Here is a 21,324-nt window from a genome sequence, read left to right on the forward strand (position 1 = left end):
GTGCAAGAACAAAACGAAAACCAGCTTAAGCGCGGCTTAAGCAACCGCCATATCCAATTAATCGCGCTCGGTGGAGCAATCGGAACAGGCTTATTTTTAGGTGTTGGTCAAGCGGCCATACTGGCAGGACCTGCCGTGATTTTAGGTTATGGTATTGCCGGAATTATCGCTTTCTTGATTATGCGGCAGTTGGGTGAAATGGTGGTACATGAACCCGTATCGGGCTCTTTCAGCTACTTTGCGAATCGCTATTGGGGATCGTTTGCAGGATTTGCTTCTGGCTGGAATTATTGGATTCTTTACATTCTGGTGAGCATGGCAGAATTGACTGCCATCGGCAAATACATGAACTATTGGTGGCCAGAGCTGCCATTATGGGTTTCTAGCTTGGTATTTTTTGTGATTATCAATTTGATCAACCTAGCTTCTGTCAAGATTTATGGTGAAACGGAGTTTTGGTTTTCTATTGTAAAAGTAATCGCCATTATCGGTATGATTCTCTTTGGTTCGTACTTACTGATCAGTGGTACAGGTGGAGATCAGGCTTCGATTAGCAATTTATATCAAGATGGTGGTTTTTTCCCGAAGGGATTGATCGCACAATTACCCGATGGATCTTATGAAGGTTTGTTGGTCGCACTCGTAGTGATTATGTTCTCCTTTGGTGGTTTGGAACTTGTTGGTATTACGGCTGCAGAGGCCGAAAATCCAGAGAAAAACATCCCGAAAGCGACTAATCAGGTTCTATTTCGGATTTTGATCTTCTACATCGGTGCATTGGTTATCTTATTCTCTTTGCTACCTTGGCAGCAGATCGACCGAGATACTAGCCCATTTGTAACGGTTTTTGCGTCATTGGACGCGATGAAATTCAGCTTCTTCGGCATTAGCGTGTCTTTCTCTAATTTGATCGCGAATGCGTTGAATCTTATTGTACTTACAGCAGCTTTATCGGTGTACAACAGTTGTGTATACAGTAATTCGCGTATGCTGTACGGATTAGCTAAGCAAGGTAATGCGCCGCAATTCTTAACCAAGCTCAATAAAAGCCACTCTCCTATTAATGCGATTCTTGTATCGGCTATTTTCGTAGCGGTTACGGTAGTTATCAATAAACTGATTCCAGAACAAGCTTTGGAAATTCTAATGTCGTTGGTAGTTTCCGCACTCGTGATTAATTGGATCATGATTACGCTGACGCATATTTTCTTCCGCAAAGAAATGAAAAAGCAGCAGGCAGTGACGAAGTTTCCGACGATTCTGTATCCTTTTACGAATTATCTGTCGTTGGTTTTTCTGATCGGTGTATTGGTCATGATGTGCTTCACCGTATTCAAAATATCGGTGCTGTTGATGCCTATATGGATTCTGATTTTGTGGATTTGCTACCGATTTATCGTGCAAAGAAAAGCGAGCGCTGAGTAGTAGTTTTCCATATTGCCGCAGCCTAATGCATTGGCTTGGCAAAAGCGAAATCACTAAAAAGAAAAAGTGCCTGATGCGAAACATCGAGGCACTTTAACGTTTATTGGATTTTAATTGTTGACGGGTTGATCTATTTCAAGTTGTCGCGATATACTTTCGCTTTTTTCAATTCCGTTTGGATATCCTTGCGGGATGCATCAAACGTCAAAACTTTCTCGAAATCTGTTACTGCTTTGTTGTATGATTCAGTAGCAGCTGCTTTATTGTAACCGGCACCTGCATTACCTTTCAAAATACCCAAATCACGGTAAGCAGTTCCTCTATTTTGGTACAATTTAGCATCTTGCGCATCCATAGAAATCGCTTTCGTATAATCCGCAATCGATGATTCTAACAGCGCTTGGCGTTGTTTTGCATCAATCTTAGACTCTGTACTCACTGCCACGGCATTGTTTGCTTTAGCTTTGTAATAGTAAGCAGAAGTATTTTTAGGATTTAATGCCACTACTTTTGTGAAAGAATCCGCTGCTTTTTTGAAATCTCCGTTTTGGAAAAGCGCGTAACCTAACAAATAGTGTACATCTGCGTCAGCAGCTTCCGCTGGCATTGATTTTTGTAAATGCGTAATTGCCGTTTTAAAATCACCACCCATTAGGGCTTTTTCGCCCGCACGTACATTCGGGTTTTTATGTTCTGCCTGCTGTGCTTCCGCCGAGTAAACAGATAACGCAAGCGCTAAGGCTGCCATTCCAATTTTTACTTTTCTCATATTCAATCACTTAACTTTAGTTACAAAACATTTTTAAATAAACCCCCTGTATGGAGTAAAAATGAATTAAATAGTTTAACTGTACAATCAATATTTATAAACATTTCCACATTTGCTCCCACGGGCATCTAGTAAATAGCTAACTTACGTCAATTCGTCTGACATGCAACAGAACAAAACTGACGTATTTGCAGTTATTCCAGAGGGTGTAAGCATAAATAGTACCAAAATTAACTTTGGCACTTGGGTTGCACCATCTGCATTTTATCATTTAAAATTCGTAGCGGCATTTTTGCATAGACAAGATGTCAGCAAGCGTAAGCTATTATATGAGCAAAGACAATACTTTCGATTTCAATAACGTACTACCTATCATAAACGAAGAAACTGAGTTTTTCCCACTTCTTAGCCAAGAAGATGAGGATGAAATGAGTAACGCTGACATTCCAGAAATACTACCCATTCTTCCTTTAAGAAATACTGTTTTATTTCCAGGAGTGGTGATACCGATCACCGTTGGTCGCGACAAATCCATCAAATTGATCAAAGAGGCCTACAAAGGCGATCGTACGATTGGCGTTGTTTCTCAGAAGGATATGACGATCGAAGATCCACTTTTCGAAGAGTTGAATAGCGTGGGTACCGTAGCAAACATCATCAAATTGCTACAGATGCCGGACGGCAATACGACGGTGATTATCCAAGGTAAACAGCGTTTTAAACTCAATGCCGTCGTGCAGACAGAGCCTTATATGCTAGCGCAAGTAGAGCGCTACGATGAGGAAAAGCCGAAAACCAGTAGCAAGGAATTCAAGGCATTGATCTCTTCAATCAAAGAATTGGCGCAACAAATTATTCAGCTGTCGCCCAATTTGCCTAGCGAAGCAGGAATAGCGATCAAGAATATCGATAGCCCTACTTTTTTGGTGAATTTCATCTCGTCTAATCTTTCTTTGGAGCTTACGAGCAAGCAAGAATTGTTGGAGAAAGTGGATTTCGTAAAGCGTGCCAAGTTACTTTTGGAGCACTTGACGACGGAGATCCAGATGCTGGAGCTGAAAAATCAGATTCAGAATAAAGTTCGCGTGGATCTGGATAAACAGCAACGCGATTACTTTTTGCATCAACAACTGAAAACTATTCAGGAAGAATTGGGCGGCAATACGCCGGATCTGGAAATTGACAGTTTGCGTACGCGTTCTAAATCGAAGAAATGGCCAAAAGATGTGGGCACTCACTTCGATAAAGAATTGGAAAAGCTAGCAAGAATCAATCCGGCAGCGGCAGATTATTCGGTACAGCTCAACTATTTAGAACTTTTGTTGGATTTGCCTTGGCAAAGCTATACCAAAGATAACTTTGATTTGGCTCGCGCCGAAAAAACGCTGGATAAAGATCATTACGGCTTAGAAAAAGTCAAGCAACGTATTGTCGAATATCTAGCTGTGTTGAAGTTGAAAAACGATATGAAAGCGCCAATCTTGTGTTTGGTAGGCCCTCCGGGAGTCGGTAAGACTTCTTTAGGTAAATCCATTGCCAAAGCACTAGGACGCAAATATACCCGTATGGCATTAGGTGGCGTGCGCGACGAAGCGGAAATCCGTGGACATCGTAAAACATATATTGGTGCCATGCCCGGCCGTATTATCCAATCCTTGAAAAAAGCAGGATCGTCCAATCCGGTATTTGTACTGGATGAGATCGACAAAATTGGATCTGATTTTAAAGGCGATCCTTCGTCTGCCCTACTAGAGGTTTTAGATCCAGAGCAAAACACCAATTTCTACGATCACTACGTAGAGATGGAATATGATCTTTCTAAAGTAATGTTTATCGCGACGGCTAACTCGCTCAGCAGCATCCAACCGGCCTTATTAGATCGTATGGAGATCATCGAGGTGAATGGCTACACGATCGAAGAAAAAGTAGAGATTGGTAAGAAACACCTGTTGCCAAAGCAGCGCGAAATGCACGGCCTCAAAACGAAAGACATCTCCCTGAATGCGAAAAGCATCGAGAAAATAATCGATGAATACACGCGCGAATCTGGTGTACGTGGACTGGAGAAAAAGATCGGCAGCGTAGTACGTGGAATTGCGACAAAGATCGTGATGGAAAAACCATATCAAACCAATATTTCGGCCAAGCAGGTAGAAGAAATATTAGGCGCACCCATCTTCGATAAAGATCTGTACGAAGACAACAATACGGCTGGTGTGGTGACTGGTTTAGCGTGGACTGCCGTAGGTGGCGATATTTTGTACATAGAATCTAGCTTGAGCCGCGGAAAAGGTAAGTTGAGCCTGACTGGAAATCTGGGCGATGTGATGAAAGAATCTGCCGCGATCGCGATGGCTTATTTGCGCTCGCATGCCGAAGATTTTGGTATTGATTACCGCATCTTCGATGAATGGGATGTGAATGTGCATGTGCCAGCTGGTGCTACTCCGAAAGACGGACCATCGGCCGGTATTACGATGTTGACTGCCTTGACTTCCTTATTCACACAACGTAAGATTCGTGCGAACCTAGCAATGACGGGCGAGATCACATTGCGAGGCAAAGTATTACCTGTCGGTGGTATTAAAGAGAAGATTTTAGCCGCGAAACGCTCGAATATCGATACCATCATCTTGTGCAAATCCAACGAGAAAGACATCTTGGAGATCAAAGAAGATTATATCAAAGACATGAAATTCCACTATGTGAAGGAAATGCGAGAAGTGATTCAGATCGCCCTGCTTGATGAAAAGGTGAAGCATGCAAAAGATTTGACCTACGTAGGACACGATCATAGCAAGAAATAATAATTTTCAGCAAAAATAGATGAAAGACCCAGCGCGTACGCGCTGGGTCTTTTTTTTTGCGACGTGATTTATCTCTCCAAACCTAAATCGCCTGTTTTCTGTTTACTCCGCATGGACAATACGCACATCGCCCTCCTCTTTCCACATCAACTTTTTGCGAAGCATCCCGCATTAAAAAAATCTCGCCCGGTCTATCTTATAGAGGAAGCGCTATTTTTTAATCAATACGCATTTCATAAGAAAAAGCTTGTGCTGCATCGCGCTAGTATGCAGTATTATGCAGACAAACTACAGAAGCAGGGTTATACTGTGCACTACATCGAAGCGAACGAAAAAAATGCAGACGTACGCCAACTCTTAAAACAATTGAAAAAGAAAGGTCTAGAAACCATTTTCTATGCGGATGTGACCGACAATTGGTTGGCTGCTCGTATTGAAAGTACGTGTAAGCAAGAAGGTATTGTCCACGAAAAACTACCGACACCCAACTTTTTGAACGACGCTTCGGAAAATGAATTTTTCGACCAGAAGAAAAGGTATTTCATGGCTGATTTTTATGCAGCAGAGCGCAAAAACAGACAAATCTTGCTGGAACAAGATCAGACGCCATTGGGTGGCAAATGGTCGTACGATCAGGATAATAGGAAGCGATTTCCAAAAAACCAGATTATTCCTGATCTGGGTAAACTAAAAGAGAACTCCTACGTAACTGCAGCTCGACAATGGGTAGAAAAGGAATTTCCCAACAATTATGGAAGCGTAGAAGGAGCATTGAACGACGAAGTCCACTTTTACCCAACCACGCACGAGGAAGCAAAACAATGGTTGCACACATTTTTCAAAAATCGATTTGCTCAATTTGGAGATTACGAGGATGCTATGGTGATCTCTGAAGGTTTTTTGCATCATTCGGTCCTTAGCCCGATGCTCAACATTGGCCTGCTTGATCCGCAGGAAATTCTTGACGAGGCATTGGCCTATGCCAGCGAACACGAAGTTCCACTAAACTCGCTGGAGGGCTTTATCCGCCAAATTGTGGGTTGGCGCGAATTTATCCACCTTGTTTATGAACGGGAAGGATCAAAACAACGCAATCGGAATTTCTGGAATTTCAAACGTAAAATACCGAAAACCTTCTGGACCGGAGAAACCGGTATTCATCCGATTGATACGGTTATCAAGCGGGTTTTAAAATACGGATACTGCCATCACATCGAACGATTGATGGTATTGGGCAATTTTATGCTATTGTGCGAATTTGATCCAGATGACGTGTACCGTTGGTTTATGGAAATGTTTGTAGACAGCTACGATTGGGTGATGGTACCTAATGCTTACGGGATGACGCAATATGCCGATGGCGGCCTCATGACTACTAAACCGTATATTTCTGGCAGCAACTATTTGCTGAAGATGGGAAATTGGGAAAAGGGTCAGTGGCAGGAAACATGGGACGCACTCTTTTGGCGTTTTATGCATCAGCACCGCGATGTATTAAGCAAAAATCCTCGCTTGGGTATGTTGATCGGCACATTTGATAAGATGGATAGTGAGAAACGTAAAAAGCACTTGGATCTGTCTGCTGCCTTTTTAAGACAATTGTCAACGGATAACTAGCTTTAGAAAGTTCGAAAAAGTAGCTTATATTTTTGCCTTCTGCAATCTCAATTTTTCCGTCGGCAAATCATCCTCCACACCGACAAAATAGCTTTCAAAACCAAACTTCTGCAAAATACGTTTGGAAGCCGCATTGGCGGGATCAATAATCCCGATTATATCTCTGTCAGGAGCTAATTCGTCGGCTAATGCCAACATTTGCGCGCATAACTTCGTGGCAAATCCTTTGCCCCAAAAGGCTTCTTTCAAAATATATCCCACTTCAAGACAGCGCGTATCTTGCGGGTACGGTTCGAGCTTGCAGTCACCTACGAAAGTTCCATCTTGATCGCACACCTTAAAATAACCCAAGTGTTCGTGTCCGGCATTTACCTCCAACATGCTCTCAAATTTTTGCCTAGCTTCTGCTTCGCTCAATGCTCTTTCAGTAATGTATTGCATCACCGCATACTGGCTTACCATCTCGTAATAAGCGGCAAAGTCGCTAGTGTCATATTTTTTGAGTAAAATGGATTGATTCATGATATTGCCATCTATTTGAAGCTACTAATATAACATGCTACTCGTAAATAACCTGTATACCTTAGGTTAAAAAAGAAATAACACACTTATTCGGAAATTATGAATAGACCAATTCCTTGCAGAAAAGAAACCATAGCAACATCCATGTGTCCTAACCCCGCATAAACTTGGGAATGCACATTCTTTCCAGCCGCATGTGGCTCCAAAATCTGTAACAACTGATCAAATGGTTTCAGGCTCCATTCTGCATCCTCTGCCCCACCAATGCTTAAAAAAATCTTGTGCTCTCCCAAATTATCGTGCTCACCAAATCTCTTTTCCAGATAGAAATCACGATACCACAAAGATGGACTGGCAGCGATAAAACCAGCAAAATCATATCGCTGTAACTCAGCTTGCCTCAGCGAGCTGTACAGGGAGAAATATCCCCCAAAAGAATGGCCTGCTAATATCCTTTTCGCATTGGTAATACCATCCTTTTCCAATTTGGGCAATAATTCTTGCGTGAGAAATTGATAAAAATTTTCACCACCACCCGGAGTAGAAATTTCATCTGAAGCTAATGCCTCGGGATAGAGATAATCACGATTACGTAGTGAATCCATTCGCTGCAACGAGCCGTATCCTACACCTGCTAAAATCATAGCTGGCCAAATACCTACTTCCTCATACTGATGCACAATCGGTGCTAATAGTGGAAAATAAAGGTCTGCATCTACTAGTACCACGACTGGGTAATTTTTCAGGGTATCTTGATGAAATTCTTTTGGATACTGGACACTAATATTGAATGTATCTTTTACGTGATTCGAATAAATACGTTCGGTCTTCCAAGCGCTGTTAGATGCTTCTTTTGAAGCTTCATTGATTTCGTTACAGGAATATAAACAGGTGCTTATTAGTATTACACCAAAAAATAAGTGGTTATTAATCATCATGTTTAGATTTAATGTATTTCATCAATTCGTAGAGTACAGTATCAGAAAGATCATTGGCCGAAGGCCGCTGTAGGCGGACAAATTCTTGCAAGTCTGCCCCCGAAAGCCCAGTCATTCTCTTCACTAATGTAGAATCAAAGTGCTGCTCGATGTAGCGCTCTTTATTATTCCACATATCATCCGTTTGCTCCGATGAATTTTTCTTTGTGGTCAACCTACCAATGATCGATAGAAGGTCAAGCGATATCAAACTTGATGTACTACTTGCCCGATTGGGCAATATCGGGTTATTAGATGTGGTGCGTTCGATAAAAATACTTTTCCAGCTTGGCGATGCTTTTTGGGATAATGTTTTAAAATAATGATGCACTTGCAAGCTATCTGCATTAAATAATGGACGATTGATCTGGATTTCATCCAATACAATGGTGTCTGTATCCTGTCGGACAGGAAAGCGAAGATTTGAAGCTTGCAGACCAGAGGTGTCTTGCTGCCCGTAACAGGTAAGATTGAGCGTGCTACAACTTGCTCGCATATTTATTGTTGAGATGTACCCGCTAGGCCAACTTGCAGCACATATGATTATGAGAATAGGGTAATAATAAAGTAGCGATTTCAATAGGTTGTCGATTTGAATAGCAAGATAAAATCATATTATATTGATTGAAAGAACTTTAACGAACCTTAACACCGCTGATACCTACAGGCGATTAGAAGATCATGTCGTGCAGGAGCATTACGCCTCTGACCACCTACCCGTCACAGCCGTGTTACGGTGGATCCGCTAACTCTTTGTGATATTTTACCTATCTTAATACCTTCAATTAGAATAATCTACTTCTCTACCAATAGTAAACGGACGCATGTCTGAAAAACAGCTAAACATGACATCAAGTAAAATAATAAGACGCGATTTTATTAAGAAAGCGCTGGTTGGAGCGGCGGCCTTTGCCATCGTACCCAGACATGTACTGGGCGGAAATGGTTTCCTAGCACCAAGCGACCACCTCACCAAAGGCGTTATCGGCGTGGGCTCTATGGGTCGCGGGCATTTTGACTACGCGGGAACGAAAACAGTCGCTATCTGCGACGTCGATACACGGCATTTGGCGCTGGCGCAAAAACAATTGAAAGATCGTGCGACGGAATACCGTGATTATCGCGATCTGATCCAAGATGCACAAGTAGATATTGTACATATCGCTACGCCGCCGCATTGGCATGGAATTATGGCGGTAGATGCCGCAAGAGCAGGCAAAGATATTTGGTGTGAAAAGCCGATGACGCGTACTATTGGTGAAGGAAAAAGAGTAAAAGAAGCCATCGCTCAACATGGCAATATGTTTCGCTTAAATACTTGGTTTCGCTACGACCGCGATTTTTATGGTATGCAAGTACCCGTCAAAAAGATTAAAAAACTAGTCGACACGGGGATGTTGGGTTGGCCGCTCAAGGTGACGATCAGTAAGCATACAGGATTTGATTGGAAGTTTTACTGGGTGGGCAATGAAAATCTACCCGAAGAGCAGATTCCAGCAGAATTAGATTATGATATGTGGTTAGGGCCGGCTCCTTACAAACCATACAGCACACATCGTGTGCATACCACGTTTCGTGGTTATTGGGATTACGATGGCGGCGGATTGGGTGATATGGGCCAACATTATTTGGATCCGGTACAATATTTTTTGGGGAAAGACAACGAAAGTCCGGTCAAGATCGAAGTGGACGCACCGCAGCAGCATTATGATGCCGTGGGAACTTGGCGAAAGATCACCTACACCTATGCTGATGGTTGCCAAATCGTATTGGATGGAGCAGGCTCAGAAGTCGGAAAACCCTATATAGAGGGGCCAGATGGCAAGCTATTTAAAGGTTTTGTTTCCGATATCCCCAACTTGGAGCGGAAGCTGTCACAATATCCAGATCCTGCACCGCAGGTCGACGATTTCCTAGAGTCTTGTCGCTCTAGGCAGAAGTTTGCGCTCAACGATGAGAATGGATACTACTCGGCCACATTGGTAAACCTTGGCTTGGCCGCACTGCGACTGAATCGCACCTTACATTATGATTCCGACAAGCAAGAATTTGTGGGAGATCCGGGTGCCAATCGCCTAATTAATCAACCGATGCGTGGACCTTGGACTATTTAAAAGATGCTCATGAAAAGAATTAGCTATATATTATCATTTCTGTTGCTGCACAGCTTTGCCTATGCGCAACTGCCAACAGATCGTACGACCACGACTAAGATTGCGGATTTGCTCATGCAACAGCCTGCTGAAAAATTCGAGACATTCTCTGGTGCGATGCAGGAGCTCGAGCATTTCACAGTGGCGGAGATCACTACTTTGGTTAAAGAAATTGAAAAGAAAAATACCGACATTACCCCGATCACCTACGCGCTCAATTCTTATGCCTATGATGTGATGCAGGATGGCAAAGAAAGCCAGCGTAAAATATTCGTCGAAGGATTGAGCAAAAGCCTAAGCCAACTGCAACAAACAGAGAAAAAAGCCTTTGTCTTGGAATTATTAAAAAAGGTGGGAAATAATGAGAGTTTGACTATGATTGCTCCTTACCTATCGGATGACAATTTAGTAGATGATGCGACGTTAGTTATACATGCTATTGGCACTCCAGAAGCGGTAGAGACATTGATTAAAGCCTTGCAAAGTGCGAAAAGCGAGAAACAGGCTACTGCTGTGATCACCGCATTAGGTGATCTTAAAGCGAAGCAGTCAGAGTCGCTTATCATCGCTAGCCTCGATCAATACAATAATTCGGCATTTCGGCGCAACGCCTACATGGCACTCAGCAAAATCGCTGGCAGTACATCCGAAAAGATATTTTTAGAAAAAGCAGCAGAAGTAGCATATGTTTATGAGCCGACCAACGTGGCTTCACTTAGCCTAGATTATGCGTCCAACCGCTTAGCACAAGGAGATAAAAAAGGGGCAGAAAAAATCATCAATACCGTATTTCAACAAACCAACATCACCCAGTCTGCAGCCCTTAAAGGAAGAGCTTTGGCCTTATCTGCTGCCTTACATCCAGCAAAAGCCAAGAAAGAAATACTTCGGGGCATACAATCGTCCAACGCCACTTATCGCGGCATTGCCCTGCAATTATTAACGGAATATGGCTCGAAAAAAGAAAGTCGCGCGTTGATTGGAATGTTAAAAAAGGCATCGCCAGATGCGCAAGAGAGCTTGTTTGATTTCCTAGGCGAACAAGGTGAAGATCAATATGCTAAACCCATCGAAACCAGCTTAGCGGATACCAAAGATAGCCGTGTGAAGGTGGCCGCTTTGCGAGCCTTAGTGCGATTGGAAAATGAATCGGCCACGAAGCGCATGATACAAGAAATATCGCAGGTAGATCAAGAAGGAAAAGAGGCGATCAAAGATTTACTATTAAGTACGTCAGATCCGAAAGCGGTGCAGGAAGTTCAGGAAGCCTTATCCAACTCGGATGCAGCATCGCAAGTTATTTTATTACAATTTCTTTCTACACGCTCCAACAAAGAATCCTTCGAAGTGGTGATCCCTTTACTAGCATCTACGGATTCATTAACACGCAAAGAAGCATACAAAACACTACCTGCCTTAGCCAGTGCGGAGCAACTGGATCAGCTTCTTCCTCTTGCTAACAATGCGACGACTCCGCAAGAATTGTCGTACGTACAGCAGGCAGTGATCAATGCACTTAAGGCACATAACAGCACATCTGCAAGCATCCAACAATTGGCGACAAGCCTTTCGCTGGCAGATAATAAACAGGTCGCCTTCTTATTTCCGATTTTTGCGGGCGTTGGTGACGATAATGCTTTGTCATTAGTACAAGAAGCGTTGAATACTTCAAACAATCGGGCGATCGCAATACAAACGTTGGCAAATTGGTCTGAGCCAACGGCTCTACCAACCTTGATTATGCTTTCTCGTACAGAAAAGGGTGAATCCTTGAGTGTGGTATTAAGTGGATTGGTGAAGCAAGTAAACCGCAGCGTTGCCAAACCTGATCAGAAAACACTTTACCTAAAAGATGCCTTCGCGCGAGCAGAAAGCATTCCTCAAAAACGTATGATTTTACAAAGTCTGCAATCAACAGGCACATTTCAGGCATTGGCCTTCGCCGGCCAATACCTGACCGATCCGGATCTGAAACGTACTGCTACTGGCACTGTGATGAACATTGCTTTGGATAATCGTGCCTTTACAGGAAAAATGGTTAAAGCTTTGCTAACTCAGTGCATAGCAAACCTAGCTGGTGAAGAAAGCGCTTATCTCTCTGCTGCGATTGAACGTCATTTGGCAGAAATGCCTAACACGGAAAGTTACGTCTCCTTATTTAATGGCAAAGATTTAAGTGGCTGGAAAGGTTTAGTCGAAGATCCGATCAAGCGCAATGCAATGTCTACGCAAGAGTTGACCAAAAAGCAAGTCGCAGCTGATCAGGACATGCGCGCTAATTGGACTGCCGAGAATGGTATGTTGGTCTTTGGCGGAAAAGGTGATAACATCGCGACCGATAAACAGTACGGTGATTTTGAGCTATTGGTAGATTGGAAATTGGATCCGCAAGGTGAAGAACCTGATGCTGGGATTTATCTTCGCGGCACGCCGCAAGTGCAAATCTGGGATATCTCGCGTGTAAATGTCGGCGCACAGGTTGGTTCTGGCGGTTTGTATAACAACAAAACGCACGCAAAAGATCCTTTGAAAGTAGCTGACAACGCATTAGGCGAATGGAATACTTTTAAAATTAAAATGGTGGGCGATAAGGTATGGGTATGGTTAAACGGTGAGCAAGTCGTCGACAGCACCGTGCTGGAAAACTATTGGGATCGCAATCAACCGATCTTCCCGATGGAACAGATCGAATTGCAGGCGCATGGCTCCAAAGTATGGTATCGCGATATTTACCTCAAAGAGCTACCACGTAAGGAAGTTTTCCAAGTTACTGCTACGGAACAGCAAGAAGGTTTTGAGATGTTATTTGATGGCACGCACTTAGATAATTGGACAGAATCGACTGCCTACGAAATCACACCAGAAGGCCACTTACGCGCTAATCCAGATGCTAAGTTTGGCAAAAACCTGTACACCAAAGAAGAGTTTGGCGACTTTGTATATCGCTTTGATTTCAAACTAACCCCAGGAGCAAACAATGGTGTGGGGATACGCACGCCACTAGAAGGTGATGCCGCTTATGTCGGTACTGAAATCCAGATTTTGGATAACGATGCCGATATCTACAAAAACCTGAAAGAACATCAATACCACGGATCGGCCTATGGTGTTATCGCCGCTAAACGCGAAGGATTAAAACCACTAGGCGAATGGAATACGCAAGAAATCTATGTAAAAGGTAATCACGTGCGGGTCACCCTGAATGGCATCGTGATATTGGATGGTGATTTGGCCGAAGCCTCTAAAAATGGCACGCTAGATGGCAAAGATCATCCTGGATTGAAAAATAAGAAAGGACACCTGGGTTTCTTAGGCCATGGCTCGGAAGTCTTCTTCCGAAATATTCGGATAAAACGCTTATAGCATTTATTGTATTGACATGTAAAGTGGTTGTATCATAATTGAAACACCCGACAACAAAACAGAATATAATTTTGTCAGCCTGAATAAAAGTCTTGGTTACCCAAGAAAAGAGCCGAATCTACTCAGAATTCGGCTCTTTCAATACTAAAAGCATAGCCTCTCGAAATATTTGACCTCAATTAACCAAAATCTACTTTTCATACAACCTATTTTGTTTAACGGATTTAGGCTAGAGAGAACTTGATCCTTAATTTTTACTATAACTGGCTGAAAGACTGATTTTTTCAATAATTATCTCATGAAAAAGCAATTATTAGGTAATAGATAAAGACACTATGTAAATTTCCCACCTATGGGGTCATAAACTTTTTAAATATTTTCAATAAAACTTTGATTTGAGAGATTTATCAATAGATTTGTTACAACCGTTATTAATGAATAGTCTTTAACGTTAAGACACTACGCTTGTGAGTCAGACCAAAATCTCTATTATGAAGGCGCTATGCTTTCGACGCTTACAATCGGTGAGCGAAATCGCCTCGACAATAGATCGGAGTATTCCTAGCACGACCAAGATATTGCAGGAATTAGCTAGTGATGGCATCGTAAGCACGGTTGGATTGGCTCCTTCCACGGGTGGCAGGCGAGCATTGCAATACCAACTAATGATCAATAATCTTCCTTTAATCCTATCCGTAGCTGTTGATCAATATTATAGCAGTGTGGTGCTGTTGAATTTTGACCACAGCTACTTTGGCTCGGTTCTGACGATTGAAAATACCTTGAGTGATATTGATGCATATTCAAAACTCATAGTTTTAATAACCGACATGATAGCAAGCGCAGGCAAGAGGAAAATATTTGCCATTGGGCTAACAGCTCCTGGATTCGTCAATGCGGCACAAGGTATTAATGCCTCTTTTCCTGCAGACAATCCATTTCATAATATTAAGAGTCTTCTGGAGAATACGTTCGGAATACAAACCTTGTTAGAGAATGATTCCGCAGCTATTGCCATCGCAGAAAAGCGATTTGGTCGGCAGCGAGCATCAAAAGACATGCTCGTGGTCAATCTGAATTGGGGTATCGGTTTAGGGATGATTATTGACGGCAAACTATTCCGTGGACATAGTGGTTTCGCTGGTGAGTTCAGTCATATTCCACTTTCTGACAAAGGCACGCTGTGCTCTTGCGGAAAGCGAGGCTGCCTAGAAGTCGATGCCTCCCTTCTCGCTGCAGTAAGCTATGCACATGATCGTTTGCAAAAAGGAGAACCATCGTTACTAGCAGAAGAATACGAGCAAAGTGGGCATATTACGGGTGAATGCATTATTAATGCTGCGAAGCAGGGCGATCAATTGGCGCTTTCGGCAGTAGATCACATCGCATACGCCATTGGTAAAGGATTAGCCACCTTAATCCACATCATTAATCCAGAACATATCATTCTGAGTGGTCGTGGCGCTCGATTAGGAGATATTCTTCCGGGTACGATCCAGACTTCTTTGCGAAAGTATACTATTGAAAGACTACGGATGCAGACCCAATTTTCGATGTCGGAGATTGAATATCCGCAACTATTGGGCGGGGCGTGCTTAGCGATTGAGAACGCAGATTACCAGCTGCTATAATAAGAGAACTTAACTACACCAAATAACAACAACATGAGCAAATTTTACATCACCTGTTGCACTATGCTGCTGGTTATGCTTCTTAGCATATCGGCCGCTTTTGCACAGCAGACTGTTACTGGGAGGGTAACAGATGCAAATGGATCAATCGCTGGCGTTACAGTCAGTGTTACTGGTACAAACCGGCAGACCCAAACAGATGCCGATGGTAACTACAGTATTCAAGCGGCCAATGGTTCTACCATTCGTTTTTCAACGTTAGGCTACACGACGAGAGAAATAATGGTCACCTCGACCACTCAGGATGTACTGCTTACCGAAGGTACGGGCGATATTGGCGAAGTCGTGGTGACTGCCCTTGGCATTAAGCGAGAGCGTAAGTCCTTAGCGTATGCCGTACAAGAAATTAAAGGATCTGAATTATTAGAAACTCGCGAAGCCAACTTGGCCAATGCCCTATCTGGTAAGGTGGCAGGTCTTCAAGTCGCACGTTCTAGTAATGGTGCTGGGGGATCGGCCAAGATTATTCTCCGTGGATTTAGTTCCTTGACTGGTGACAATCAACCATTAATCGTAGTCGATGGTATTCCAATGAACAACTTTACAGGAACGACAGACAATGGCTATTTCGCGGCAGGCTTAGACCGAGGTAATGGTTTGGGCGACATAAGCTCGGATGATATTGAAAGTATGTCCGTGTTAAAAGGACCCTCTGCTGCAGCTTTATATGGTACACGAGCAGGTAACGGAGTCATCTTGATTACCACCAAATCTGGACGTGCAAAAGCTGGATTGGGCATCACGGCTTCATCCAACATGGGCATTGAATCCATTTTTATCCAACCTAAATTTCAAAATACCTTTGCACAAGGAGATGCTGGCGCCTTTGATCCCACGAGTCCTTCCAGCTGGGGACCAAGAATCGAAGGACAAACCGTGACTAAATGGAATGGCCAAGAAGAAGCCTTGTCAGCTCGTGACAATTTGAATTCGTATTTGCAAACTGGTGTAAATCAAAACCATAATGTGGCATTCCAGCAACAATATGGCAATACTAGCGTGTATACAGCCATTAATAGGTTAGAAAACCAAAGTATTTTGCCAACCAACCGATTTACACGTACCAATTTGACTACCCGTATGGGAACTAAATTTGGTACAGATGACCGTTGGTCTACCGATGTAAAAGTACAATACAACAACACCAAAGGGGTGAATCGACCAATCAATGGTCGGGATTGGAGCAATATTTATGCGCTACAAATGCTCCCTAGAACACTAAACATTTTGGATTTCCGGGATAACGTCAATGAGTTCGGAGAAATGATCTGGTACCGAGGTGGTGCGGCAACTTTTAATCCATACTGGAAATTAGACAATGAACGCAATGAAGATCAACGAGATCGTTTCTTGCTTAATGGTTCTTTGGGTTATCAATTCAATGATTGGCTAAAGGGCGAATTCAAAGCAGGGTCTGACATGTATACCAACAATTTGCAAAATCGTACACGTGCAGGCGGTCCTCAATCCAGAAATGGTAGTTTTAGTACTGGTAAAGAAACATTTAAAGAAACAAACTATCAAGGTTTATTGATAGCCCAGAAAGACAATATTTTTGGAAAATTTGGCGGTAGTGCAACATTAGGTGGTAACTTAATGCATCAGAAGTCTGACGGATTAACGGTTAACGTAGGTCAGCTACAAATTCCTAACCTATTTACGCCGGGTAACTCGGTCGGAGCGCCGAGTGTATTACCGTTCAACTCTGAGCGAAAAATTAATTCTATTTTTGGTGCATTCAGCGTAAACTACGATTCTTTTATTTTCTTAGAATCGACCATGCGGAACGACTGGACATCTACATTGAGCCGTGATAATCGTTCTTTCTTTTATCCATCCTTCAACTTATCTTATGTGTTGAGCGAGCACATTGAAAAAGCTGGAGGCAATTTGCCTTCTTGGATAAGCTATGCGAAATTCCGTGCATCCTATGCAGAAGTAGGTAATGATATGGGGCCTTATCAATTATACAATGTGTACGGTATTGGCAATGATCCTAACGGTAACGTTACTTCGAATACCGGCACCATCAATTTCAATCCTAATGTGCGCAGCGAGTTGCTTCGCAATATCGAATTCGGTGGAGAAGCCAGATTCTTCAACAATAAACTTTCTTTAGACTTCTCTTGGTACAGATCCAATGCATTTAACCAACTGTTAGATTTAGAGCTGGATCCGGCGAGTGGTTTCGGATTCCGAAAAATAAATGGTGGTGATGTCCAGAACCAAGGCTGGGAATTAATGGCAAGTGCGAACATTATGGATCGAGAAAGCTCTTTCCGTTGGGATGCAAGCCTCAACATCAGCCGCAACGTCAACTCCATAAACGATATTGCCAGCGACTTTCAGGTGGATAGATATCGGATTGGCGGGTATGATGATTTAGCATTCATCGCGCGTACTGGCGGTATGTATGGTGAAATCTGGGGACACCGTTACAATCGCGTAACGGACGAATCTAGCCAGTATTATGGGCAGCTGATTTTGAATAATCAAGGTCTCCCTACCAGATCTGGAACGCCAGAATACCTAGGTGAGCAGCAAGCTAACGAGATGGCTAGTTTAATCAACAATATCTCCTACAAAAATTTTGGCCTTACCTTTCAGGTTGATGCCCGCTTTGGAGGTATGATGTACGTAGGTACACATCGTGGTATGCAGAGCGTCGGTACGGCAGCGATTACTGCACCAAATGGTAACCGCGATAATTTCGTAGTAGACGGTGTCGTGGGTTCTAACGGTAACTACACGAAAAATGAAACATCCGTAACTCCGCAACAGTATTACACTGCGATTGCTACAGCTAACAACCTCGGTATCAATGAAGAGTATTTACGTGATGCGACCAATATCCGTTTGCGTAATGTGCAGTTAAACTACAGCTTCCCAAGAAAAGTATTGGGTAATTCTGTATTCCAAAGTGCTCGCCTTTTTGCTTCCTGCAATAATGTATGGATGATTCACAGCAAAATGGATGGTATAGATCCGGAATCAACATTTGCCACTGGCTCTAACGCCATTGGATTTGAGAATGGAGCGCCTCCAACCATGCGCTCCTTTATCTTCGGATTTTCACTAGGGTTTTAACGATTAAAGAAATATTGAAATGAAAATTACTATAAAAAAAGGGATGATGGGGATGCTGGCTTCACTGGCACTATTCTCATCGTGCAATGATTTTGAGGCGCTAAACATTGATCCCAATGGAGCCAATGATCAGCAAGTACAAGTAGAGTATCTACTTAATGGCTCCATCATTGGTGCGCAGCAAGATCCACATATTGCCGAGCGTATATTTGTTTTGTACTGGAAAACCGCTGGTCGTCAACAATTGGGCGGCGGTATTGTTAATGGTGCACATAATGATGGCTGGTCATCCGACTATTATAGCCGCGGCTACATGTCTGGATGGTTATCGGGAGTTTATGCAGCAGTTGACTTGGCTAATGAACGCATCGCAGCCGGTACACAAGCACCTTACACGAACAACTTGCTACAAGTGGCTCGGATCTGGCGCGCTTACTTGTTAAGTGAATTAAGTGATACCTTTGGTCCAGTTCCACTAGATGGTTGGCAAGGTGAAAATCCTAGCTATTCTAGCGTGCAGGAGGTCTATACATACTTATTGACAGAACTTCGCGAAGCTAGCGAAGCACTGGATATGGCAGTAACAGTACCTGCGGACATCCGTCGTTTTGACCCAGCTTATGGGTATGATTTTGTCAAATGGCAAAAGTATGCAAACTCCATGAGAATGCGCCTAGCGATGCGTATGTCGGAAGTAGATGCAGCAAAAGCACGCAGCGAATTTGAATCAGCAGCAACTAAACCTTACATCACAGCAGCAGATGATATGTTTTCGGTCGCAGAATTAGGCACAGCCTATAGTCCGCTGGCAGGTGTGATGACGCGGACGTGGAATGCGTTTATTTTGAGCTCAACGTTAAACAACCTATACCTTGGTTTAGGAGGTATTACCACTCAAACTGCTTTAGGTGCGTCGTATAATGACTACGTGAAACCGGCAGACTATATTGGCATCTACTACCCCAACCACTTCGCTACTGCTACGAATGACCCATCAGCAGGTTATTGGTTGGACGGACTACCGGAGGTAATTGATCCTCGTGCTTATGCATCTTTTGCTATACCGGGTGATTTTAATAACGCGCAATTTAATTTCAACCCTGATCAAACAACGGCACGGAACACCACCCGTAACCTGTTGAATGCTGATGGCACGACTACCTTTAAAACGATCAATGCCGCTTTTACATGGAATGCTTTCGCACCAGGCGACTGGGCAGCTAAGGGCTCTCGCAATCAAGTTAGATCTTGGGCCGGCAGTATGCCTCGCTTGGTTAACAAATTCAGAGACGGAAATAATCGTCGCGTTTTCTTTGCGAATTGGGAATCCAATTTCTTAATTGCTGAAGCAGCCGTGCGTGGATGGGCGGTACCGATGTCGGCTCAAGCGGCATATGAAGCTGGTGTGACTGCCAACTTCGCTTATTGGGGATTGTCCGCTCATGCAGCTAATTATTTGACAAGTACCGGGTATAATCGTGTAGGTACGTCAGTTGCTTGGACACATACCGCAGAGCCAGGTAATACGCACGCGATGCAGTTTGTGAATGGAGAAACAGGTACGTCTGGAACTGTGCAGATCCGCTATCCTTCCAATGGTTTGTACAAAGATGGTACGGTACGCAACGATCAATTGACTAAAATAATAACCCAGAAATTCATTGCGCAAAATCCGTATTTACCATTAGAGACTTGGAGTGACCACCGTCGACTTGGTCTGCCATTCTTTGAGAACCCTGCGGTAGAGCAACCTATCGTAACGTTACCGGATTTGACAGCAAGCAATTTTATGACAAGCAGCGTGAAGTTCTTCCCGCAACGTGTGAATTACCCTTCGACCTTACGTAATACCAACGAAGCTGGATACAATCAGGCAGTAAGCGCACTTGGCGGATCAGATGCCGTGCTGACTCCGCTTTGGTGGGCAAAGCAACAATAATCGAAATCTATTGAAACAACCAAAGGCCATCTTTTTCAGATGGCCTTTTTTCATATGCTTATTTTTTATTGATCACTATTTCACCTGCTCAACCAATTCAAGACGCTTAACCACACTAAATGGTTCTAGAATTGTTCCGGGCGACAAGACGGCGTTGGCTCCAATTTTCGAATGGTCACCTACCAAAGCCCCAAATTTTTCAGTTTTGGTGTCAATCATCTGATTTTTATGCTTGACCATAATTCGCTTGTCTTGCCTTTCATTATAATGATTGGCGCATAATGAACCGGCTTCAAAATTGACATATTGCCCAAGTATACTATTCCCAATAAAGTTGAAGTGAGCTACTGCGGAATGATCAGCTATAATGGATTGCTTTATTTCAGAACTAGGTCCTATAGTGACAGAATTACTTAAAAATATGGCACCGCGTAAGTATGCATGTGCGCCAACAAAACAGTTTTCAGAAATGATGATTGTGCCTTTGAGTGTCACGCCTTCTTCTATCGTCGCCGTCTTATGTATGGCAATATTATTCTCTATTACATAATCATTTCCTAATGTGGCAATATGTGCTGCCAATATGCGCTCTAGGTGTTCCAAGACTTCCCAAGGTTGAAGAGTGCTGTTTTGTAATAATATTAGATCTATGCTGTCTATATATTGTTTTAAATCTATCATAATTCGTAAATTTTAGTGAGTACGCTTCATGGTAAAGAACGTCATTTATCTTTGTTTAAAGATATTTTATGAATGGCTATTTCTCATTAACAACAAATAAGCAAGTTACAATTTTATCTTAATTGTTAAAATTTAAAGTGTCTTTTTCGCTAAATAAGTATATGATCATTTTTTAACCCAACCTAACCCAATATTAACACTAAACGCTTATTATCAACACAATACACCCGTATAATTTATAGTGAAATGAGTTACAATTGAGCTTACTTCTGCTAAAATATGGTTGATCATCA

The 21,324-nt window shown here is 42.9% G+C and carries 13 protein-coding genes; 8 read left to right on the forward strand and 5 right to left on the reverse strand.

Going from position 1 to position 21,324, the window contains the following annotated elements; translation table 11 throughout:
• Complete coding sequence (locus tag GKO22_RS07640; RefSeq protein ID WP_166333776.1) at positions 1 to 1,425, forward strand: amino acid permease; 1,425 nt, start codon at positions 1 to 3, stop codon at positions 1,423 to 1,425.
• 130 nt (positions 1,426 to 1,555) lie between these two features.
• Here the strand turns inward: GKO22_RS07640 and GKO22_RS07645 are convergent, their stop codons facing one another.
• Positions 1,556 to 2,194: a tetratricopeptide repeat protein gene (locus tag GKO22_RS07645; RefSeq protein WP_166333778.1), complete on the reverse strand. Its 639-nt coding sequence runs from the start codon at positions 2,192 to 2,194 to the stop codon at positions 1,556 to 1,558.
• A 329-nt stretch (positions 2,195 to 2,523) separates the two neighbouring features.
• Between GKO22_RS07645 and lon the strand changes: the two genes are divergently transcribed.
• Positions 2,524 to 5,001, forward strand: a complete 2,478-nt coding sequence (lon, locus tag GKO22_RS07650; protein WP_166333884.1) for an endopeptidase La — start codon at positions 2,524 to 2,526, stop codon at positions 4,999 to 5,001.
• 111 nt (positions 5,002 to 5,112) lie between these two features.
• Positions 5,113 to 6,618 (forward strand): cryptochrome/photolyase family protein, encoded by a 1,506-nt coding sequence (locus GKO22_RS07655; protein ID WP_166333780.1) that lies wholly within the window; start codon positions 5,113 to 5,115, stop codon positions 6,616 to 6,618.
• 24 nt (positions 6,619 to 6,642) lie between these two features.
• Here GKO22_RS07655 and GKO22_RS07660 read toward each other — a convergent pair whose 3' ends face one another.
• From GKO22_RS07660 to GKO22_RS07670, 3 genes are all read right to left on the reverse strand, one after another.
• Positions 6,643 to 7,140, reverse strand: coding sequence for a GNAT family N-acetyltransferase (locus GKO22_RS07660; RefSeq protein ID WP_166333782.1), 498 nt, complete (start codon positions 7,138 to 7,140; stop codon positions 6,643 to 6,645).
• Between the two features lie 86 nt (positions 7,141 to 7,226).
• Complete coding sequence (locus GKO22_RS07665; protein ID WP_166333784.1) at positions 7,227 to 8,078, reverse strand: alpha/beta hydrolase; 852 nt, start codon at positions 8,076 to 8,078, stop codon at positions 7,227 to 7,229.
• Positions 8,068 to 8,613, reverse strand: a complete 546-nt coding sequence (locus tag GKO22_RS07670) for a hypothetical protein (protein ID WP_166333786.1) — start codon at positions 8,611 to 8,613, stop codon at positions 8,068 to 8,070. The genes GKO22_RS07665 and GKO22_RS07670 overlap by 11 nt, the downstream gene beginning before the upstream one ends.
• Positions 8,614 to 8,962: 349 nt before the next feature.
• Here GKO22_RS07670 and GKO22_RS07675 point away from each other — a divergent pair, with 349 nt between their 5' ends.
• The 5 genes from GKO22_RS07675 (at position 8,963) to GKO22_RS07695 (ending at position 20,350) form a co-directional block, all read left to right on the forward strand.
• On the forward strand, positions 8,963 to 10,231 hold the full coding sequence (locus GKO22_RS07675; RefSeq protein ID WP_166333788.1) for a Gfo/Idh/MocA family oxidoreductase: 1,269 nt from the start codon (positions 8,963 to 8,965) through the stop codon (positions 10,229 to 10,231).
• Between the two features lie 9 nt (positions 10,232 to 10,240).
• Entirely contained in the window at positions 10,241 to 13,633 is a 3,393-nt protein-coding gene (locus GKO22_RS07680) for a DUF1080 domain-containing protein (RefSeq protein ID WP_166333790.1), read from the forward strand.
• Positions 13,634 to 14,124: 491 nt separating this feature from the next.
• Positions 14,125 to 15,264 (forward strand): ROK family protein, encoded by a 1,140-nt coding sequence (locus GKO22_RS07685; protein WP_166333792.1) that lies wholly within the window; start codon positions 14,125 to 14,127, stop codon positions 15,262 to 15,264.
• 75 nt (positions 15,265 to 15,339) lie between these two features.
• The gene (locus tag GKO22_RS07690; RefSeq protein WP_240920187.1) at positions 15,340 to 18,411 is read left to right on the forward strand and encodes a SusC/RagA family TonB-linked outer membrane protein; all 3,072 of its coding nucleotides are present in this window, start codon (positions 15,340 to 15,342) and stop codon (positions 18,409 to 18,411) included.
• Positions 18,412 to 18,430: 19 nt separating this feature from the next.
• Positions 18,431 to 20,350: a SusD/RagB family nutrient-binding outer membrane lipoprotein gene (locus GKO22_RS07695; RefSeq protein ID WP_206367841.1), complete on the forward strand. Its 1,920-nt coding sequence runs from the start codon at positions 18,431 to 18,433 to the stop codon at positions 20,348 to 20,350.
• A gap of 75 nt (positions 20,351 to 20,425) precedes the next feature.
• Here the strand turns inward: GKO22_RS07695 and GKO22_RS07700 are convergent, their stop codons facing one another.
• Positions 20,426 to 21,031, reverse strand: coding sequence for a DapH/DapD/GlmU-related protein (locus GKO22_RS07700; RefSeq protein WP_166333796.1), 606 nt, complete (start codon positions 21,029 to 21,031; stop codon positions 20,426 to 20,428).
• Positions 21,032 to 21,324: the final 293 nt, after the last annotated feature.

It is taken from the genome of Sphingobacterium chungjuense (assembly GCF_011316935.1).
Lineage (GTDB): Bacteria > Bacteroidota > Bacteroidia > Sphingobacteriales > Sphingobacteriaceae > Sphingobacterium > Sphingobacterium chungjuense.